The sequence below is a fragment of the Luteimonas yanweni genome (assembly GCF_039548475.1).
Lineage (GTDB): Bacteria > Pseudomonadota > Gammaproteobacteria > Xanthomonadales > Xanthomonadaceae > Luteimonas.
The window spans coordinates 153,051-166,596 of the sequence record NZ_JBCLVC010000008.1 but is presented as its reverse complement, the minus strand read 5'-3'; the positions used below and the strand labels follow the sequence as shown (position 1 = coordinate 166,596).

At 68.0% G+C, this 13,546-nt stretch carries 14 protein-coding genes and 2 tRNA genes; 5 read left to right on the top strand and 11 right to left on the bottom strand.

Annotated elements, in window-relative coordinates:
- Nucleotides 1-18: 18 nt before the first annotated feature.
- Nucleotides 19-1,287 (bottom strand): Yip1 family protein, encoded by a 1,269-nt coding sequence (locus WCE39_RS04855; RefSeq protein WP_343275576.1) that lies wholly within the window; start codon nucleotides 1,285-1,287, stop codon nucleotides 19-21.
- A 141-nt stretch (nucleotides 1,288-1,428) separates the two neighbouring features.
- Here WCE39_RS04855 and WCE39_RS04850 point away from each other — a divergent pair.
- Together WCE39_RS04850 and WCE39_RS04845 are read left to right on the top strand one after the other, a co-directional pair.
- Nucleotides 1,429-1,504, top strand: a tRNA-Ala gene (locus WCE39_RS04850).
- A gap of 40 nt (nucleotides 1,505-1,544) precedes the next feature.
- Nucleotides 1,545-1,620, top strand: a tRNA-Glu gene (locus WCE39_RS04845).
- Nucleotides 1,621-1,686: 66 nt separating this feature from the next.
- On the opposite strand, the gene WCE39_RS04840 is transcribed toward WCE39_RS04845, so the two are convergent.
- From WCE39_RS04840 to ppsR, 3 genes are read right to left on the bottom strand one after another with little or no spacing between them, the layout of a single operon-like run.
- On the bottom strand, nucleotides 1,687-1,851 hold the full coding sequence (locus WCE39_RS04840) for a hypothetical protein (RefSeq protein ID WP_343275575.1): 165 nt from the start codon (nucleotides 1,849-1,851) through the stop codon (nucleotides 1,687-1,689).
- Between the two features lie 4 nt (nucleotides 1,852-1,855).
- Nucleotides 1,856-2,383 carry a DUF1249 domain-containing protein gene (locus WCE39_RS04835; protein WP_343275574.1) on the bottom strand — a complete coding sequence of 176 codons (528 nt, stop codon included), beginning with the start codon at nucleotides 2,381-2,383 and terminating at the stop codon, nucleotides 1,856-1,858.
- 22 nt (nucleotides 2,384-2,405) lie between these two features.
- Nucleotides 2,406-3,227 carry a posphoenolpyruvate synthetase regulatory kinase/phosphorylase PpsR gene (gene ppsR / locus WCE39_RS04830; protein ID WP_343275573.1) on the bottom strand — a complete coding sequence of 274 codons (822 nt, stop codon included), beginning with the start codon at nucleotides 3,225-3,227 and terminating at the stop codon, nucleotides 2,406-2,408.
- 126 nt (nucleotides 3,228-3,353) lie between these two features.
- Here ppsR and ppsA point away from each other — a divergent pair, with 126 nt between their 5' ends.
- Nucleotides 3,354-5,735 (top strand): phosphoenolpyruvate synthase, encoded by a 2,382-nt coding sequence (gene ppsA, locus WCE39_RS04825; protein WP_343275572.1) that lies wholly within the window; start codon nucleotides 3,354-3,356, stop codon nucleotides 5,733-5,735.
- A 171-nt stretch (nucleotides 5,736-5,906) separates the two neighbouring features.
- On the opposite strand, the gene orn is transcribed toward ppsA, so the two are convergent.
- Both orn and tadA read right to left on the bottom strand, forming a co-directional pair.
- Complete coding sequence (gene orn, locus WCE39_RS04820) at nucleotides 5,907-6,464, bottom strand: oligoribonuclease (RefSeq protein ID WP_343275571.1); 558 nt, start codon at nucleotides 6,462-6,464, stop codon at nucleotides 5,907-5,909.
- An 88-nt stretch (nucleotides 6,465-6,552) separates the two neighbouring features.
- Nucleotides 6,553-7,050 (bottom strand): tRNA adenosine(34) deaminase TadA, encoded by a 498-nt coding sequence (tadA, locus tag WCE39_RS04815; RefSeq protein ID WP_343275570.1) that lies wholly within the window; start codon nucleotides 7,048-7,050, stop codon nucleotides 6,553-6,555.
- Between the two features lie 73 nt (nucleotides 7,051-7,123).
- Between tadA and pdxK the strand changes: the two genes are divergently transcribed.
- Nucleotides 7,124-8,005 carry a pyridoxine/pyridoxal/pyridoxamine kinase gene (pdxK, locus tag WCE39_RS04810; protein WP_343275569.1) on the top strand — a complete coding sequence of 294 codons (882 nt, stop codon included), beginning with the start codon at nucleotides 7,124-7,126 and terminating at the stop codon, nucleotides 8,003-8,005.
- A gap of 22 nt (nucleotides 8,006-8,027) precedes the next feature.
- On the opposite strand, the gene WCE39_RS04805 is transcribed toward pdxK, so the two are convergent.
- The 4 genes from WCE39_RS04805 to WCE39_RS04790 form a co-directional block, all read right to left on the bottom strand.
- Nucleotides 8,028-8,828 carry an ABC transporter permease subunit gene (locus tag WCE39_RS04805; protein ID WP_343275568.1) on the bottom strand — a complete coding sequence of 267 codons (801 nt, stop codon included), beginning with the start codon at nucleotides 8,826-8,828 and terminating at the stop codon, nucleotides 8,028-8,030.
- Nucleotides 8,825-9,682 (bottom strand): ABC transporter permease subunit, encoded by an 858-nt coding sequence (locus WCE39_RS04800; protein WP_343275962.1) that lies wholly within the window; start codon nucleotides 9,680-9,682, stop codon nucleotides 8,825-8,827. Before WCE39_RS04800 ends, WCE39_RS04805 begins: the two co-directional genes overlap by 4 nt.
- 128 nt (nucleotides 9,683-9,810) lie before the next feature.
- On the bottom strand, nucleotides 9,811-10,968 hold the full coding sequence (locus WCE39_RS04795) for an ABC transporter ATP-binding protein (RefSeq protein ID WP_449283975.1): 1,158 nt from the start codon (nucleotides 10,966-10,968) through the stop codon (nucleotides 9,811-9,813).
- Between the two features lie 3 nt (nucleotides 10,969-10,971).
- On the bottom strand, nucleotides 10,972-12,111 hold the full coding sequence (locus WCE39_RS04790; RefSeq protein ID WP_343275566.1) for a polyamine ABC transporter substrate-binding protein: 1,140 nt from the start codon (nucleotides 12,109-12,111) through the stop codon (nucleotides 10,972-10,974).
- A gap of 133 nt (nucleotides 12,112-12,244) precedes the next feature.
- Between WCE39_RS04790 and WCE39_RS04785 the strand changes: the two genes are divergently transcribed.
- Complete coding sequence (locus WCE39_RS04785; protein WP_343275565.1) at nucleotides 12,245-12,982, top strand: TorF family putative porin; 738 nt, start codon at nucleotides 12,245-12,247, stop codon at nucleotides 12,980-12,982.
- 19 nt (nucleotides 12,983-13,001) lie between these two features.
- Here WCE39_RS04785 and WCE39_RS04780 read toward each other — a convergent pair whose 3' ends face one another.
- A complete protein-coding gene (locus WCE39_RS04780) occupies nucleotides 13,002-13,505 on the bottom strand; it encodes a hypothetical protein (protein ID WP_343275564.1) in 504 nt (167 codons plus the stop codon).
- Between the last annotated feature and the right edge of the window lie 41 nt (nucleotides 13,506-13,546).

The window sequence follows — 13,546 nt, the reverse complement described above, 5'->3', positions numbered from 1 at the left end:
TGGCGGGCCGCGGCCGGATCAGTCGCGGCGGGGTTTGATCTGGCCGACGACGCTGCGGAGCTCGTCGAAGCTGTCGACGTTGCCGCTCGCCTCGATCTTGAAGTGGTCGGCCCCGGTGACGCTGTACGTGCCGTATTTCCCGGCGCTGTTCCACTCTTCGCTGAAGAGCTGGCCGTCACGGCTGTAGCTACGTTCGAAGCCGTCGCTGGTCTCGGTGCTCTCCTCGACGCCGAAGGCGCTGGCCATCGCCATCATCGAGCCCATGGCCGCAAGGTCGACGATCTCGACCTGGATCTCGCCGGAACCGTCGCCAGATGCATACGTGGCCGATGCCTGGCTGATCTCCATGCCCATGCCGCTGTTGCGGCTGGCGGAAATGGCGGTGCGGGCCCTGTTGCCAAGCCTGTCAGGCAGCAGCGCACGGAGCGCTTCGGGTGCAAGCGCCGGCACCGGCTCGCCGTCCGCGCCGGTGCTGCCGGACATGGCACCCATCATCGCGCCAAGCGCCTTGGCCTGCGCAGCGCCGTCGCCGCTGGCCTTGGCCGCTTCAACGTCGCGGGCAGCGGCTTCCATCCGCTTGCCCATCCGCTCCAGCTGGCCGAGCCGGCTGTCCTCGTGGAAGGCCACGTCGCTGCCGCTGCTCCCGTCCAGTGCCCCGGTGGCAAGCGCGCCCGCGCCGGTGATCCCGGCCAGGATCGCGCCCAGGATCAGGCTCAGCACGAAGGTGATGACCACGCTGACCGCCGTGTAGCCCAGCGATTTCTCCGGCGGGCATTTCATGGTGTGCGGCAGGCCGAGGTACAACAGGTAGATGCTGTACGCGGCACCGGCCAGGGCGATCAGCCAACCGAGCCAGGGGATGACCATCCCGATGCCGGCCACCCATGCCGCCGTCCATGCGTAGCCGACCGCCTTGAGCGCCTGCACCTGGTCCTTGCGGCCGCCGAACGACGGCGCCAGCGCGTTGACGATCATCGCCACGACGTACAGCACCACCAGGCCAAGCACATAGCCAAGCACCATGCCGAACAGGCCCATCAGGATCGGCGTGCTCACGTTGACGCCGAGCATGCTGTGCCCGATCAGGCTGCCCTTGAGGAAGCCGAACACCGCCGGGATGGCGGCAAGGATCATGATGTAGCGCGTGTAGAGCCCCTTGATGCTCGCGTCTTCGGCGGCGATCACCGGCCACTCCGTGCGCGGCGACGTCAGGATCGCCTGGACCCTGGCAACCAGGGATGCAGTGTCGGTCGAGGGGCGGCTGGGGAACTGCGGGTCGGTTTCCATGGGGATCCTTTGCAAGCGTAGGGCGATGACTGTCCCTATGATGTACGCCGCCCGCCTGCTGCACAGGACATCGAGGCCCAACGCGACAACATGTGTTGACGGAACGATTTCCCGCCCCTACAATTTCGGGCTCAGCAACGTGGGGCCATAGCTCAGCTGGGAGAGCGCCTGCATGGCATGCAGGAGGTCGGCGGTTCGATCCCGCCTGGCTCCACCACTCATCGACCCGGGCCGGTCGTGAGTGTGGACAGTTTCAAGTCCCCATCGTCTAGAGGCCTAGGACACCACCCTTTCACGGTGGACACCGGGGTTCGAATCCCCGTGGGGACGCCAACACAAAAAAAAGCCCGCCTTCATGGCGGGCTTTTTCTTTGCGATGCAGCGGCGGCTGCGCGTCGCTCAGTCGTTGCCTTCGCGCGCCGCGATCTCCGGCCAGTCGATTTCCACGCCCTTGCGATGTCCCTTCTCGACCAGTTTCAGACCCGTCGGGTCGATGGTGAGGGTGTAGGCCTTGTCGCCGATCTGCACTTCGCGCTTGAGCGGCTTGTCGAGCTTCGTCGTCATGGGTTCACCTTGTGCTGTCGGGGGAACTGCGGCCCGAAGATAGCACTGCGGCAGGCGCCGGGCATGAAGCCACCGGCGCGAGCGTGGCCACCCCGTGCCCGCTTTCGGCCAGGTACTGCAGCCACTTGCCGAGGAAGGTGTTCATCCGCATCCGGTGCCCGAGCAGCTGCGCCGGCGGTGGGAACATCCCGATCGCGTCCTGCCAGCGGCGCCCGACGTAGCAGTGGGTCGCCTCCACCTGGCGCGCGTCGCGGTACAGCCGCAGGAACGCGGAAGGGTCCGGTTGGCCGGTGACCGGATCGGGCAGTGCCCCGTAGGCCATGCGCAGTTCGCTGGTGTAGGCGTGGCGTTCGATCACGTCCAGGCGGAGGTCGAGGCCATCGCCGATGCTGGACACGTAAGCGCCAACGGCCAGGTCGCCCGCTTCGAACAGGCGCACAAGGCGCGCATGGTTTTCCGCATAGAGCGCCATCAGCCAACCGAGGCGGCTGAGGCCGGGGACATGCAGGCGACGGGCGACGAGTTGCGACATGCCACCGATGCTACACGGTCGACTAGAACATGCCGCGGCGGATGCCCAGGGTGGACATCACCTTGCTGGAGATTTCTTCGATCGATGTGTGGGTGGTGCTCAGCACCGGGATCCGCTCGGCGCGGAACAGCGATTCCGCCGCCGCCACTTCGCGCTTGCAGGTCTCGAGCTCGGCGTACTTCGAGTTCGGGCGCCGCTCCTGGCGGATCTGCTGCAGGCGCACGGGATCGATGGTCAGCCCGAACAGCTTGGCGCGGTGGGCGCGCAGCCGCGGCGGCAGGCGGTCGTGCTCCAGGTCCTCCTCGGTCAGCGGGTAGTTGGCCGCGGAAATCCCGTGGTGCAGCGCCAGGTAGACGCAGGTCGGCGTCTTTCCGGCCCTCGATACCGCCACCAGGATCACGTCGGCGGCGTCGTAGTTGATCGACATGCCGTCGTCGTGGGTCAGCGCGTAGTTCATGGCGTTGATGCGCTTGTGATAGGTGTCGAAATCCACCATGCCGTGCGCCTGGCCCACGCGTGGCTGCCGCTGTTCGCCCAACTCGGCCTCCAGCAGGCTCATGAAAGGTTCGAACACGTCCAGCACCATCGCGCCGCTGGCCGCGAGCGCGGAGGTGAAGTCGACGTTGACGCAGGAGCTCACCACGACCGGGCGCACGCCCGCGGCCTCCCCCGCCGCGCGGATGCGGACGGCGATCTCCGCGGCGCGCTCCACGCTGTCGACGAAGGGAATGCGTTCGGCCGCGAACGCGGTGTCCCTGAACTGGGTCAGGAGGCTGTGGCCGATGGTTTCGGCGGTGATTCCGGTGCCATCGGAGACGTAAAAGACCGGGCGCGGCGTCGACATGCGTTTTTCCTGCTGCGCCGCGGGCCCCGCGGCGGGATGGCTTGCTAAAATACCCGGACTCGACGCCCGGTGCCGCTGGCCGGCCGCCTTTCCCACCGTTCCACCGATTTCCCTCCGGAGTCCGCCTTGAGCGCCAACATCCTGTGGCTTGACGACCTTCGCCTGACCGACCTCGCACAGGTCGGTGGCAAGAATTCCTCGCTTGGCGAGATGATCGGCAACCTGGCCCGGCTCGGCGTGTCCGTGCCCGGCGGCTTCGCCACCACCTCCGAGGCCTTCAAGGATTTTGTTGCCCACAACAACCTGCACCAGCGGATCTTCGACAGGCTCGCCACGCTCGACGTCGAGGACGTGCCCGCGCTGGCGCGCGCCGGCGGAGAGATCCGCGGCTGGGTGATCGACGCGCCGCTGCATCCCGCGCTCGAGTCCGACATCCGTGCCGCCTACGCCAAGCTCTGCGCCGACAACGGCGGCCAGGACGTGGCCGTCGCCGTGCGCTCCTCGGCCACCGCCGAAGACCTGCCCGACGCGAGCTTCGCCGGCCAGCAGGAAACATTCCTCAACGTCACCGGCGTGGAAGACGTGGTGGTCAAGGTCAAGGAGGTGTTCGCCAGCCTCTACAACGACCGCGCCATTGCCTACCGCGTGCACCACGGCTTCAAGCACGAGGACGTGTTCCTGTCCGCGGGCGTGCAGCTGATGGTGCGTTCGGACTGCGGAAGTTCGGGCGTGCTGTTCACCCTCGACACCGAATCCGGCTTCCGCGACGTGGTGTTCATCACTTCAAGCTATGGCCTGGGCGAGAACGTCGTGCAGGGTGCGGTCAACCCGGACGAGTTCTACGTCTACAAGCCCACGCTGCGCCAGGGCCGTCCCGCCATCCTGCGCCGCTCGCTGGGCGCCAAGCAGATCCGCATGGTCTATTCCGCCCAGCCGGGCGAGCGCGTGCGCAACGAGGACACGCCCGATGCCCTGCGCTCGAAGTTCTCGATCAGCGACGAGGACGTGCACGAACTCGCCCGCCAGGCCCTGACCATCGAGCAGCACTACGAGCGCCCGATGGATATCGAGTGGGCCAAGGACGGCGTGACCGGCAAGCTGTTCATCGTCCAGGCGCGCCCGGAAACAGTGAAGTCGCGCGCCAAGGCCACCCAGATCGAGCGCTTCATGCTCGGCAGCCGCGGCGACGTGGTCTGCGAGGGTCGCGCCATCGGCCAGAAGATCGGCAGCGGCGTGGCGCGCGTGGTGCGCACGCTGGACGACATGCATCGCGTGCAGCCGGGCGACGTGCTGGTGGCCGACATGACCGACCCCGACTGGGAGCCGGTGATGAAGCGCGCCGCCGCCATCGTCACCAACCGCGGCGGCCGCACCTGCCACGCCGCCATCATCGCCCGCGAGCTGGGCGTGCCGGCCGTGGTCGGCACCGGCAACGCACTGGACACGATCGAGGACGGCGCCACCGTCACCATCAGCTGCGCCGAGGGCGATACCGGCTTCATCTACGCGGGTGCCCTGCCCTTCGAGCGCATCACCACCGACCTGACCTCGATGCCCGAGGCGCCGCTCAAGATCATGATGAACGTCGCCAACCCCGAGCGCGCGTTCGACTTCGGCCAGCTGCCCAACGCCGGCATCGGCCTGGCGCGCCTGGAGATGATCATCGCCGCCCACATCGGCGTGCATCCCAACGCGCTGTTGCAGTACGACGCGCAGGATGCGGAAACGAAGAAGAAGATCGACGAGCGCGCGGCCGGCTACGCCGACCCGGTGAGCTTCTACGTCGACCGCCTGGCCGAGGGCATCGCCACGCTGACCGCGTCGGTGGCGCCGAACCCTGTGATCGTGCGCATGTCGGACTTCAAGTCCAACGAGTACGCCAACCTCATCGGCGGGTCGCGCTACGAGCCCGAGGAAGAGAACCCGATGATCGGCTTCCGCGGCGCCAGCCGCTACGTCGACAAGGCCTTCGCGGACGCGTTTGCCCTGGAATGCCGCGCGGTGCTCAAGGTGCGCGAGACCATGGGCCTGGACAACCTCTGGGTGATGATCCCGTTCGTGCGTACGCTTGACGAAGGCCGTCGCGTACTCGAGGTGCTCGCCGCCAACGGCCTGCGCCGCGGCGTCAACGGGCTCAAGGTCATCATGATGTGCGAGGTGCCGTCGAATGCGCTGATGGCCGAAGAGTTCCTCGAGATGTTCGACGGCTTCTCGATCGGCTCCAACGACCTCACCCAGCTGACGCTTGGCCTGGACCGTGACTCCGCGGTGGTCGCGCACCTGTTCGACGAGCGCGATCCTGCGGTGAAGAAGCTGCTGTCGATGGCGATCCAGACCGCCAAGGCCAAGGGCAAGTACATCGGCATCTGCGGCCAGGGCCCGAGCGACCACCCGGACCTCGCCGAATGGTTGATGCAGCAGGGCATCGAGTCGGTCTCGCTCAACCCCGACACCGTGGTCGACACCTGGCTGAAGCTCGCCAAGTCCAAGGCCAAGGCCACCGGCTGAGCGCCAGCGCCGCTCCCCTGTGGGAGCGGCCATGGCCGCGATCACCGCGGCAGCAAAACCGAAAGGCCGGGCTTCGCAGCCTGGCCTTTCTCTTTGCCACGGATGAAGCGGATCCGCAGGAATGCTACGCCGGGTCGCAGCTGTAGCTGCTCCTACAACAGGAGCACAACGTTATTTGTGCGGGGCGAACGTACCCATTGCGCCGCGGTAGTGGCGCAGTTCGGCGATCGAGTCGTGGACGTCGCTCAGTGCGGTGTGGGCGGCCTGCTTGCGGATGCCCGCCAGCACGTCGGGCGCCCAGCGGCGTGCCAGCTCCTTGATCGTGCTGACGTCCAGGTTGCGGTAATGGAAGAAGCGCTCGAGCTGCGGCATGCAGCGGTGCAGGAAACGGCGGTCCTGGCAGATCGAGTTGCCGCAGATCGGCGACTCGTTGGGCTTGATCCAGCGACCCAGGAACTCCAGCGTGCGCGTCTCGGCCTCGGCCATCGTGACGCCCTCCTCCAGCACCCGCCGCCACAGGCCGGACTTGCCGTGCTGGTTGCGGTTCCAGTCGTCCATGGCCTCGAGCCGTGCCAGCGGATGTGCGATGGCAAGCTCGGGGCCTTCGGCCAGTATGTTGAGGTCGGCGTCTGTCACCACCGTGGCGATCTCCAGGATGGAGTCGTGGTCGGTGTCCAGGCCGGTCATTTCGAGGTCGATCCACGCCAGGCGGTTGCTGCTTTCGCTCACGTCGTTCCTTTGTCGGGTGTCGGTTCGCGGCGGGCATGCGGGCCCCGGCGCTGCAATCCCACATCATAACGTGGCGCCTGCAGCTGTCTCAGCCTGCGGCGCGCCCGCGCTTGCGCCGGAAGTAGTCGCGCAGACGGGTCCCGGCCTCCACGGCAAGCACGCCGCCGCTCACCTCGACGCGGTGGTTGTGGCGCGCATCGGCCAGCAGGTCGAAGACGCTGCCTGCGGCGCCGGTCTTGGGATCGGCGGCACCGTAGACCACGCGTGCGATGCGGGCGTGGACCATCGCCATCGCGCACATCGCGCAGGGCTCCAGCGTCACGTACAGCGTGCAGCCGATGAGCCGGTGGTTGCCCAGCGCCTGGCCGGCCTTGCGCATGGCCACGATTTCGGCGTGCGCGCTGGGGTCGTGCTCGCCGATGTTCCGGTTCCAGCCCTCGGCCACGACCTCGCCTTCCGGCCCCACCAGCACCGCGCCCACCGGGATCTCGTCGAACTCGCGCTCGGCGCGGTCGGCCAGCCCCAGTGCATGGCGCATCCAGGCCTGGTCGCGTTCGTCGGCGCTGGTGGCGTCATCCGGGTGCATCCCGCACATTCTAGATGGCCCGGACCTGACCGGCATCAGCGGCACCCGCCGCCGCGGGGCCTAGAATCAGCGGATGGACACAGGCAACGCACCCGCGCCGTCCGGGCATGGCGGACAGGCACCACTGCGGCCAATGCAGGTCGACGTCGTCTCGGTGCAGTCGCAGGTCGTCTATGGCCAGGTCGGCAACACCATCGCGGTGCCGACGCTGCAGGCGCTGGGCCTGCGCGTGGCCGCCGTGCCGACGGTGGTGCTGAGCAATACGCCGCACCATCCGACGATCCATGGCGGCGCGATCCCGCTGGAGTGGTTCGAAGGCTACCTGGCGGACCTGCACGCGCGCGACTCCCTGCGGCGCCTGAAGGCCGTGGTCGTGGGTTACCTCGGCGGTCCCGCCCAGGCCAAGGCGCTTGCACGCTGGATCGAGGCCTTGGTGCACGAACGCCCGGGCATCCAGGTCTTCATCGATCCGGTGATCGGCGATGAGGACGTCGGCGTGTACGTCGACCCGGGCATGGTCGAGGCCTATCGCACCCATCTCCTGCCGCTGGCCGACGGCCTGGTGCCCAACGGCTTCGAGCTCGGGCTCTTGGCCGGTCGGCCGGTGGCAAGCGTCGACGAGGTCGTGGATGCGGCGCGCGCCCTGCTCGCCGGACGAACCCGCTGCGTGGTCGCCACCAGCGCGGCGCCGGCCAGCTGGCGGGCCGGCACGATGCGGGTAGCCGTGGCGACCCGTGAGTCCGTCGAAGTCATCGAGCACCCGCGCCTGGACAGCACCCCCAAGGGAACCGGGGACCTGTTCAGCGCGACCCTCGCCGGACACCGGCTTGCCGGATGCGGCGTTGCCGATGCAGCCAGGCGCGCCTGCGATCGCGTGCTTGAAGTCCTGGCCACCACCCGCGCCGCCGGCAGCGCCGAAATGCTGGTCTTCCCCGACCCGGCGCCGGATGCCTGATCCACGCGCGTGCGGTGTCGGATCAGCCCGTGCCCTGCCTGCGATGCATCAACACCCCTGCGACACTCACGCCCGCCGCGACCAGCACGACGATGATCGTGGCCAGCGCGTTGATCTCCGGTGTCACGCCGAGCTTGACCTTGGAATAGATCACCATCGGCATCGTGCTTGCGCCAGGGCCGGAGGTGAAGCTGGCGATCACCAGGTCGTCCAGCGACAGCGTGAACGCAAGCAGCCAGCCTGCCAGCAGCGCCGGTGCGATCAGCGGCAGGGTAATCACGAAGAACACCCGCCAGGGCTTCGCGCCCAGGTCCATGGCCGCTTCTTCCAGGCTGTCGTCCATGCCCGCCATGCGCGAGCGCACCACCACGGTGACGTAGCAGGCGGTGAGCGTGATGTGCGCGAGCGTGATCGTGACCATGCCGCGGTCGGGCCAGCCGAAGGCCTGCTGCAGGGTCACGAACAGCAGCAGCGAGCTCAGGCCCATCATCACGTCGGGCATGACCATCGGCGCCGAGTTCATCAGGCTCAGCAGGCCGCGCCCCGGGAAACGGCCGAAGCGCGACAGCGCCAGGCCGCAGGCGGTGCCCAGGAACACGGCGGCGGTCGCGGTGATCGCGGCGATCAGGAAGCTGCGCTGCACCGCATCCAGCAGCTGGTCATTGGCCAGCAGCGCGCTGTACCAGCGCGTCGAGAAGCCGCCCCACACGGTCGCCACCCGCGAGGCATTGAACGAGTACGCCACCACCGAGAGGATCGGGATGTACAGGAAGGCATAGCCCAGCACCATGGCGGTGTAGAGCAGGAACGGATTGCGCTTCATGCCTCCGCCTCGCGTTCGCTGCGCTGGTTCTCGAAGTATTCGAACAGCAGCGTCGGCAACACGATCATCACCAGCATGGCGATGGTCACCGCGGCCGCCAGCGGCCAGTCGCGGTTGGTGAAGAACTCGATCCACAGCACCCGGCCGATGGTCAGCGCGTCGGGGCCGCCGAGGATGTCGGGGATCACGAACTCGCCGACCGCGGGGATGAACACCAGCAGGGAGCCGGCGATGATGCCCGGCATCGACAGCGGCAGCGTCACCCGCAGGAAGGCGTGCCACGGCTTCGCGCCGAGGTCTTCGGCGGCTTCCAGCAGGGTGAAGTCCAGCCGCATGAGCGTGGCGGTCAGCGGCAGGATCATGAACGGCAGGTAGTTGTAGACGATGCCGATGTAGACCGCGATGTCGGTATGCAGCAGCGCGAAGTCGGGGCTCGCCAGCCCAACCGCCATCAGCGCCTGGGCCAGCAGTCCATTGGCCTTCAGGATGCCGATCAGCGCATAGGTGCGCAGCAGCGAGCTGGTCCAGAACGGCAGGATCACCAGCACCAGCAGCAGCAGGCGCATCACCGGCGTGGCGCGTGCGATGCCATACGCGATCGGATAGCCCAGCAGCAGGCAGAACACGGTGGACACCGACGCGAACAGCAGCGACTTGAGATAGGCCGACACGTACAGCGGGTCGGACAGCAGCATCGCGTAGTTGGAGACGTGCAGGCGCAGCGAGGCCGCGCCGTCGGCCGCGGTCTCGACCAGGGCCGTGTACGGCGGTGCCTGCCCGAACACCGCCTGCGCGAAGCTGATCTTGAGCACGATCAGGAACGGCACCAGGAAGAACAGGCCCAGCCACAGCATCGGCAGCGCAGTGACCAGGAAGCGGCCGCGGCGGGTGCGGAATTCGTGCCCGACCGCGCGGAACCAGCCGAACAGGTTGCGCACCACGTCGAACCAGAAGTCCCACAGCCCCGCGTTGCGGACCTGGCTCATGCCGTCAGCACCACCGCGCTGGCCGCTTCCCAGCTGAGCCACAGGGTGTCGTCCCAGTCGTAGTGCGGCTCGGAGCTGCGGGCCACGTGGGTCTCCTGCACGCGCACGATGGCGCCGGCTTCGGTCTCGACCTGGTAGATAGAAACGTCGCCCAGATAGGCGATGTCGCGCACCTTGCCGACCACCACGTTCTCGGTGGCCACGCTGCCGCGCGGCGGCGGCGCCTCGTGCACGTCGATCTTCTCCGGGCGCACGGCCACGCTCACTGCCGTGCCTTCCGGCAGCGGATCGGTGTGGCGTGCAAGCAGCTCGGCGTCGAGCGCGTCGCACTGGATGCGCGCCTGGCCCGTGGCCTCCTCGCTGTCCAGCACGCGGCCTTCGAAGATGTTGATGCCACCGATGAATTCGGCCACGAAGCGCGTGGCCGGGTACTCGTACAGCACCGCCGGCGTCGACACCTGCACGATGCGCCCGGTGTCCATCACCGCGATGCGCGACGACATCGTCATCGCTTCTTCCTGGTCGTGGGTGACCATGATGAAGGTGGTGCCGACGCGCTCCTGGATGTTCACCAGTTCGAACTGGGTGTGCTCGCGCAGGCGCCGGTCCAGTGCGCCCAGCGGTTCGTCCAGCAGCAGCAGCTTGGGTTGCTTGGCCAGCGCGCGTGCAAGCGCCACGCGCTGGCGCTGTCCGCCCGACAGCTGGTGCGGCTTGCGGTTGGCCAGCTGCGGCATGCGCACCAGCTCCAGCATCGCCTGCACGCGGTCGCGGATCTCGCTTGCGGGCAGCCGGTCCTGGCGCAGGCCGAAGGCGATGTTCTGGGCCACGCTCATGTGCGGGAACAGCGCATAGCTCTGGAACATCATGTTGACCGGCCGCTGGTACGGCGGCAGGTCGGTCACGTCCAGGCCGTCGATCAGGATGCGTCCCTGGTCGGGCGCCTCCAGCCCGGCCAGGATCCGCAGCAGGGTGCTCTTGCCGGAGCCCGAGCCGCCCAGCAGCGCGAAGAACTCGCCCCGGTAGATGTCCAGCGTGACGTCGTCGCAGGCGTAGACCTTGCCGAAGGTCCTGGTGACCCCCTCGATGCGCACGAATGGCTGTGCAGCCGGGTCGCGCCAGGGCTCGGAAGCAAGGCTCCGCACGGGGGCCGCCATCGCCTAGCGGCCGCTCTTGATGCCGGTCCAGGCGCGCACGCGCTGGCGCTGCACGGCTTCGGGCAGCGAGGTCGGGTCCACCAGCTTGGCGCGCACGCCTTCGGGCGGATACACGCCCGCGTCGCCGGCGATCTCCGGATCGATCAGCGCCGTGGCCGCCTGGTTGGCGTTGGCGTAGGCAACATGATCGGTGATCGCGGCGATCACCCCGGGCTCCATCAGGTAGTTGACGAAGGCGTGGGCGTTGCCCGGGTGGCGCGCATCGGTAGGGATCGCGACCAGGTCGGTCCAGCGGATCGCGCCCTCCTTCGGGATCACGTAGCGGATGTCGGGGACCGGCTTGCCGGTGGCCGTGGCGGCCTCGGCGGCGACGTCGCGCGCCTGGCCGATGTCGCCGGAATAGCCCATCACAAGGCAGGCATCGCCGTTGGCCAGCGCGTCCTTGTATTCGGCGTTGTTGAAGGTGCGGATATACGGACGGATCGCGGCGTAGACCTGCTTGACCGCGTCGATCTCGTCGGCGGCGCCGGCGTTCGGATCGCGGCCCAGCCACAGCAGCGCCGCGCCGAAGGCCTCCTGGTCGTCGTCGAGCACGTGGATGCCGCAGGAGGCCAGCTTCGCGGCGTTCTCGGGATCGAACAGCAGGCCCCAGGAATCCAGTGGCGCCGCCTCGCCCAGCGCTGCGCGCACCCGCTCGACGCTGATGCCCAGGCCGGTGGTGCCCCACATGTACGGCACCGCGTGCGCGTTGCCCGGGTCGATGTCCCGCAGGCCCTTCATGATCGCCGGGTCCATGTGCTGCAGGTTGGGCAGCTTCGACTTGTCGAGCTCCGAATACAGCCCGGCCGCGATCTGGCGCTGCGCGAACGGTCGCGCCGAGGGGAAGACCACGTCATAGCCGGAGCCGCCGGCGGTGAGCTTGGTTTCCAGCGTCTCGTTCTCGGCGTAGACGTCGTAGTTGACCTTGATGCCCGTGGCCGCCTCGAAGTTCGCGATGGTGTCGTCGGCCACGTAGTCCGACCAGTTGTAGACGTTGAGTACCTTCTCCTCCGCCCCCTGGGCGCCGGCGTCGGTGGACCCGGACTGGCCGCCACATGCGGCAAGGACCAGGGCGCAGGCAAGCGGTGCGAGGCGCAGGGACACGGCGGTTCTCCGGAACGGGGGCAAGACGGTCATGTTCCGAGGGGGATCGGGCAGTGTCAACGTGGATTTACCCCGGCACCGCGCCGGTGTATCGTCCCGCGCCTCGCCCGCTCACGGGTCCGGAGTTCCAGCCATGACCAAGTTGTCTCTCGCCGCCGCGCTGGCGGCCCTGCTCGCCACCGCCCTGCCCGCCTATGCGCAGGAAGCCGGTGACGACGCTGCCTGGTCGGTCGGCGGCGAAGTGGTCGCGGCCAGCGACTATGTCTGGCGCGGCGTCTCCCAGACCATGGAGGATCCGGCCCTGCAGCTGGAGGCATACGTCGAGCACCAGAGCGGCTTCTACGTCGGTGCCTTCGCCTCGACCGTCGACTTCGGCGACCCGGAAGACGGCATCGACCACGAGCGCGAACTCTACGTGGGCTGGAGCGGTGACCTGGGCGCCGGCACCGAGCTGGACGTGTTCGTTTCCCACGTGGCCTACCCCGGCCACAACGGGGCCGACTACGACATCGACTACACAGAGGTCCAGGCGGTGCTGGGCTTCGCCGGGTACTACAACGTGGGCGTGGCCTACTCGCCCGATATCTTCAACCTCGGCGGCAAGGGCTGGTACTACACCGCCGGCGCGGCCTTCCCGCTCGGCGGGACCGGCCTCACCCTGGGCCTGCAGGCCGGCCACTACGACCTCGACGCCGCCGCCGGCGACAGCTACAGCGACTGGCTGGTCTCGCTTGACCGCGACTTCGGGCCGATCAACGCGAAGCTGCAGTACACCGACACCTCCGGCTACAGCGAACTGCTGGCGGAATCGGTCGGCGACTCGCGCCTGGCCGACGGCCGTGCGGCGCTGCTGCTGACCTGGGCGTTCTGAGGGGCGGTACGCGGCCTGATCAGAACAGGTAGGTCCAGTTCTGGCCCTCGCCACCATGGCTGCGCACGCGCCAGACCGAGCGTGACAGGCGCTCCGTGCCGCGGCTGCGGCTGACCAGGACCTCGCCCATCTTCATCGTGGTGACGCTTTCCACCGTCGCGTTGCGGCGTCCGGGCTCGATGCGGATCGAACGCACGTCCACAGTGACATCGAAAGTCAGCAGGCCGCGGCTCCGCCTGCCCAGGTTGCGCATCCCCTCCAGCATTTCCCGGGTCATGCGGCAGGTGCTTTCGCCGTCATATGCGGCCTCGCCCGTGCGCCGGCCATCGACGTACGAGGTGACGCTGATACTGAAATCGCCTGCGATGTCCTTGCACATCGACTCATGGTCGAAGCTGCGCATCGCATCCATCTGCCGCGCGTAGTAGCGCTGCACATGCGATTCGTCGATCCGCCAGCCGTTGTCCCAGGCAAGCGCGGCCACCGCCGCCAACACGGCGAGCACAAGCAGTCTCACGACCATCGGTCTCTCCCTCCCCGGAGCATCCCATGGAAACGCCGGCT